We start from the raw sequence: 5280 nt of genomic DNA on the forward strand, positions 1-5280 counted from the left end.
GCACCTGTGATTTCACATACTGCAACAATGTTTGTGAATGGGAGTACGTTGTTAACATCACCAAGAGTAACCTTACCTGGGTTGATTGAAGCTCTGATACCACCACCATTTGTGATTGTGAAATCAGCACCTGTTTCAGCTGTCATAGCTTCACAGATAAGCTTAGAAAGGTTAGTCTGCTTTGTTCTAACGTTAGCTCTAGCACCATCAAGGAATACTGGAACGTCTGCAATTACAACAGAGAGTTTAGCATTGAGTTCTTCTTCAACTGCTGCGATGTAAGCTGATACTTCAGGATCATCTGGAACTTCTGTGATACCAACAGACTTAGCTAATTCACTATTTGCTGGATCAAGAACATCAGAAGCTGAAATGAGCATTGGGTAAGTAGCTGTTACTTTACCATCTTTAACGTGAAGCTGAACAAGGCCAACGTTCTTGAGGTATTCACCTGTCTGTACGATGAGAGTATCACCAACTTTATAACCTTCTGGTAATGTTGTGTGGCTGTGACCATCAACAAAGAGGTCGATACCCTTAATGTTCTTACAAACATATTCACTTGTGATACCACTTGAACCATCTTCATCAAGACCGAAGTGACCAAGTACGATTACGTAATCAGCATATTCATGAGCAAGATCAATTGCATACTGTGCAACTGCAAGTACTTCATCAGACCAGAATGTAAGACCTTCTGTGTACTTAGGATGTGCTTTTGTCTTTGTATCAGGAGTTGTAAGACCAATTACACAAACCTTGAAGCCATTGAAATCATAAAGCTGATATGGCTGGAATACATTGTAACCATCTTCAGTAAGAATGTTAGCTGAAAGAACTTTTGGTCCACCAATAGCTTCTGACATTGCAGCAAGAGTCTTGAGGTTGTCAGCGCCATAGTTGAAATCATGGTTACCTGGAGCAACTGCATCGTAACCAATCATAGCAAGAATCTGTCCTACTGTCTGACCATTGAACATATTAGCTAAGTTAGTTCCGTGTGTTACGTCACCAGCATCAAGTACGAGGATGTTATCAGTAATTGCTCTACCAGCTTTTACTAATGTAGCAAGCTTAGCATAACCCATACCACCATCAGCTGGCACAATTCTAGCGTGAACATCGTTAGTATGAACTACGAAGAGATCAAATTCTGTGTCACCTTGTGTATTCTTAACAATTGGCTGAACACCATATGGATATACAACTGCTGGTTCTTCTGCTACAGGAGCTGGCTCTTCAACAACTGGTGCAACTTCTTCTACAGCTGGAGCTTCTGCAACTTGCTCTGGAGCTGCGAAAAGGCTAGTTACATAGTCTACAAGATCATTAGCAAGTGCGCCTGCAACAACCTGGATATCTTCAAATGAAGCATCCTTTGAAAAATATAATTCTACAGCTGAATCATCAACAAACTTAAATGTTACAGCCTTAGCATATTCACCATATTTATTAGCAACGTAACCGAAGAAACCCTGAGCATCTTCTTTTGTAATTACGCTTGGATAATCAATATAAACTTTACCAAGTTCAACTTCATAGCGAACAGGGAAACCATATGCATATACTGTACCTGAATATTTTGTTTCAACAGGTGCTTCTACAACTGGAGCTGGCTCTTCAACTACTGGAGCTGGTTCTTCAGCAACTGGTGCAAAAAGCATATTTACATATTCAAATAAGCAATTAAATGCATAAGTACCTACAGCTTCAACATCAGCATATGTAGCAGCTTCATCAAAAGTAACTACTACAGTACCTGGTGCTGTAATCTCAAATACAGTACCTTCAACAATTGCACCTGCTTTTTGGGCAAAGTATGAAAGGAATCCAACTACTTCTTCATCTGTTACGAATGAAGGATAAGTAATTGTTGCTTTTCCAGCTTCTACTTTATAAGAAATTGGATAGCCATAAACTGAAACAGATCCATAAACTGGTTCTGCCTTAGCAGGTTCTTCAACAACTGGTTCTGGTTCTGGAGCTACTACTGGAGCTGGTTCCTCAACAACAGGAACTTCTGCAACAGGTACAGCTTCAGGAACTACAATCTCTGGTACAACTTCTACTGGAGCGGATGTACTCTGACAACCGATCAGTGAGAGGGCGACCATTACGACAAGAACTAAAGTTGACAGTGTTTTAGTAAAACGATTCACGTGTCTTCCTCCTAACAACGAACGATATGTTTTTTTGGTTTTAAGAAAAATGTTCTCTGTTACAATATAACACGAAGAATTTAATTAAGATACGAAAAAAATATTATTTTCTAAAAATTTTTGTTCAAAAAAAACAAAAAAACCTGCCGACGTCTCGACAGGCTGAAAAAATGCATATTAAGCAATCTTACATAAGATCTTTAGCTTTGCGTGCTGTGTTACCAGTTTTCTCACAAACAGCATAGTGGCGAAGTTTACCATTTTCGAATACACTCTTCATTTTGATTGCACCGCCCCATCTGCTTAATAATACTTTTGCACCTTCACGGTGAGCGTTCTTAGAAACATTACCGGCCATTTCTTTATTCCTCCGTAAATGACATGTCTCGCTAATAATACACAAAGCAAGACTAGTTGTCAAATATTCTAAATTAAATTCAATTCTTGTCGAGAATATCATTTATTACATATATATTTCAAGCATTAAAAATGTTTTTTTATTTTTTTTATGATTTATTATCTTATTTTATAACTAATTAGCAAAAAATAGTGAATTTTTTTTTAATTTTTTTTAAAAAAGTAGTTGCAATTATTTTCGATTACAGGTAGTATCTCGATTGTTCAGTGTGAACGACACGCCGACTTAGCTCAGCTGGCAGAGCAGCTGATTTGTAATCAGCCGGTCGTTGGTTCAAATCCGACAGTCGGCTAAGACCTCAGTAATGAGGTCTTTTTTTTGTTATTGTACCTTCTTTATATTTATCTTATTATCTCAAGCTGAGGTACAAACATGAACCAAAATATTAAAGATACACAAAACCTATTAGATTTTATTTCTAAAAGCCCTTCCCCATTCCATGTTGTCGCAAACATGAAAAAAGAATTACTAGCAAATGGATTTATCCAATTAAAAGAAAATGAGAAATTTAATATTGAAAAAGGAAAGAAATACTTTGTTGAAAGAAATTCATCTTCGCTAATTGCTTTTTCTATCCCTCAATCATTTAAAGGCTTTTCGATAGTATCCGCTCATACCGATAGTCCTACTTTTAAAATAAAACCAAATCCAGAGATTTTAGCTAATGGCTATATCAAATTAAATATTGAAAAGTATGGTGGTATGTTACTTTCTCCTTGGTTTGACAGACCTCTATCAGTTGCAGGTAGAGTATTTGTATTAAAAGATGGAGAAGTAAAGGAGCAACTATTTGATATTCCAAAGCCATTACTTTCAATAGTTAATTTAGCAATTCATCAAAATAGAACAGCAAATGATGGTATTAAGTATTCTGTTCAAAAAGAGCTTTTGCCACTTTTTGCTCAATCAAGTGATAAAAAAGCATTCTCTTCATTTATTGCAAAACAAGCTAATTGCACAGAAGACGAGTTATTAGATTACGATTTATTCTTATATAATAGATGTGAACCTGTTATTTGGGGGTTAGATGATGAATTCTTCTCAAGCCCAAAAATAGATGATTTACAGTGCTCTTACTCTGCTTTTAAATCTCTTATCGAAGCAGAACCTAAAGAAAAAATTGCAATGGTTTCTCTATTTGATAATGAAGAAGTGGGAAGCGGAACAAGACAAGGTGCCCTTTCAGATTTCTTATCAACAACTATCAATAGAGTTATGTGCTCATTAAATATAAGTGAAGAAGAAAGATATTCACAAATCGCTTCATCTTTCATGGTTAGTGCTGATAATGGCCACGCTGTTCATCCCAACTATGCTGATAAGAGTGATGTTACTAACCTACCAGTTATCAATGGTGGCATCTTATTAAAGTATTCTGCAAATCAAAAATATACCACAGATGCATCAACAGGAGCCTTTTTAAAAGCATTAATGAAGAAAAATGATATTCCTTATCAAGTATTTGTTAACAATTCAGATCAGTTAGGAGGCTCAACTCTTGGCAATTTATCAATCCAAAAGATAAGCATCCCAACATGTGATGTAGGCGTTGCCCAACTCGCAATGCACTCTCCATATGAATGTGGAGGTACTAAAGATACAACTGCCCTACTCAAGTTATTTACGACTTTCTTATCTCTTTAAGTCTGGTCTTAATTTTTCTGCTCTGTTTAAGTAAACCATTTTTGGTTCGCCATTTTTAGGATGGTTTACTTGAACAAGCACTCTAATTACCTTATCAAGCATTCCATTTATCTCTGCCTCTTGAACACAAAAAAGAGGAACAGAAGCACAGTATCCTGCTTTTCTTACTGCTGCTGCAGCGTTTCTAGATTTTAAATCAGAGGTTTGAGAAAAAAGAACAAATGCAATTTCCTCTTCACTTATTGAATTTCTAGAAAGAATTTCAGAAAACATTTCTTTTACAGCATTATCAATTTCTGAAACACTATCAAATTCAACAGTAGTTGCACCTCTTATTGCATAGATTGATTCACTCATAAACTAACTCCTTCCACAACAATGGTTTCAACAAAATCTGCTCCAGTTGCTAGCAATAAAACAAGAATACATCTTAGTACTGTTAATAAAGCAGGAGTAAAGGCAAATACCTTTGTATAGAAAAATTGATATATCGATGCAAAGACTATCCATACACCAAAGAAAATCATTGTCCAGCTAATTAAAGTCATCGCAGTTTTTATTATTGTTAATAACGCTAAATCAACTGAAGTAATAAAAGTAAAGAAAAACATTAAAAAGAAGAAGAGATAGAGCATCAAAAGATATGTATGAACTCTAGATGAAAATGCTAATACACGTCTAAATTGAAGCATATACTTTCCTTACAAAATGTTTTTGTAATTAATATACCATATTCTCAAAGTAAGACAACAGCTGACTAGAAACTCTAATAAAAATAGGTTTATTTGTGAGAATTTTGACATTTTCAACTTCGTTTCTATTTGACAAAGAAACAGATGAATAAGAAATTTTATACCCTCCAAGCTCCCATTTTAACCCTATAGTACTAACATGAGCTATTTCATTAATAGGTAAAATACTAATATCAGAGCCAACTGGTATGTTAAGATTTATTTCTCTATCACAACGAATAATAATATCCTCTTTGCTAAACCAATATTTAGGGGCAGGATATCTTGAAAATAACGCCATAAGGGCTAATTGATGATCAAGTCTTCC

The 5280-nt window shown here is 35.4% G+C and carries 6 protein-coding genes and 1 tRNA gene; 2 read left to right on the plus strand and 5 right to left on the minus strand.

Annotated features, from left to right (window positions below; genetic code table 11):
• Both SOY52_RS10980 and SOY52_RS10985 read right to left on the minus strand, forming a co-directional pair.
• On the minus strand, positions 1-2159 hold a 2159-nt coding region (locus SOY52_RS10980; RefSeq protein ID WP_320849001.1), incomplete at its 3' end, for a bifunctional UDP-sugar hydrolase/5'-nucleotidase.
• A gap of 187 nt (positions 2160-2346) precedes the next feature.
• Entirely contained in the window at positions 2347-2517 is a 171-nt protein-coding gene (locus SOY52_RS10985) for a hypothetical protein (RefSeq protein ID WP_320849002.1), read from the minus strand.
• Positions 2518-2796: 279 nt separating this feature from the next.
• On the opposite strand from SOY52_RS10985, the gene SOY52_RS10990 reads away from it, so the two are divergent.
• A tRNA-Thr gene (locus SOY52_RS10990) sits at positions 2797-2869 on the plus strand.
• An 80-nt stretch (positions 2870-2949) separates the two neighbouring features.
• A complete protein-coding gene (locus tag SOY52_RS10995; RefSeq protein WP_320849003.1) occupies positions 2950-4221 on the plus strand; it encodes a M18 family aminopeptidase in 1272 nt (423 codons plus the stop codon).
• Here SOY52_RS10995 and aroH read toward each other — a convergent pair.
• The 3 genes from aroH to SOY52_RS11010 all read right to left on the minus strand — a co-directional run.
• On the minus strand, positions 4210-4578 hold the full coding sequence (gene aroH / locus SOY52_RS11000) for a chorismate mutase (RefSeq protein WP_320849004.1): 369 nt from the start codon (positions 4576-4578) through the stop codon (positions 4210-4212). The genes SOY52_RS10995 and aroH overlap by 12 nt on opposite strands.
• Positions 4575-4913: a hypothetical protein gene (locus SOY52_RS11005; RefSeq protein WP_320849005.1), complete on the minus strand. Its 339-nt coding sequence runs from the start codon at positions 4911-4913 to the stop codon at positions 4575-4577. Before SOY52_RS11005 ends, aroH begins: the two co-directional genes overlap by 4 nt.
• A gap of 28 nt (positions 4914-4941) precedes the next feature.
• On the minus strand, positions 4942-5280 hold a 339-nt coding region (locus tag SOY52_RS11010), incomplete at its 5' end, for a hypothetical protein (RefSeq protein WP_320849006.1).

Source organism: Bullifex sp. (genome assembly GCF_034103065.1).
Classification (GTDB): Bacteria; Spirochaetota; Spirochaetia; order Sphaerochaetales; family Sphaerochaetaceae; genus Bullifex.

Coding starts and splice junctions, on each gene's coding strand:
- SOY52_RS10985 (WP_320849002.1), bottom strand. CDS start 2,517: ATGGCCGGTAATGTTTCTAAGAACGCTCACCGTGAAGGTGCAAAAGTA.
- SOY52_RS10995 (WP_320849003.1), top strand. CDS start 2,950: ATGAACCAAAATATTAAAGATACACAAAACCTATTAGATTTTATTTCT.
- aroH (WP_320849004.1), bottom strand. CDS start 4,578: ATGAGTGAATCAATCTATGCAATAAGAGGTGCAACTACTGTTGAATTT.
- SOY52_RS11005 (WP_320849005.1), bottom strand. CDS start 4,913: ATGCTTCAATTTAGACGTGTATTAGCATTTTCATCTAGAGTTCATACA.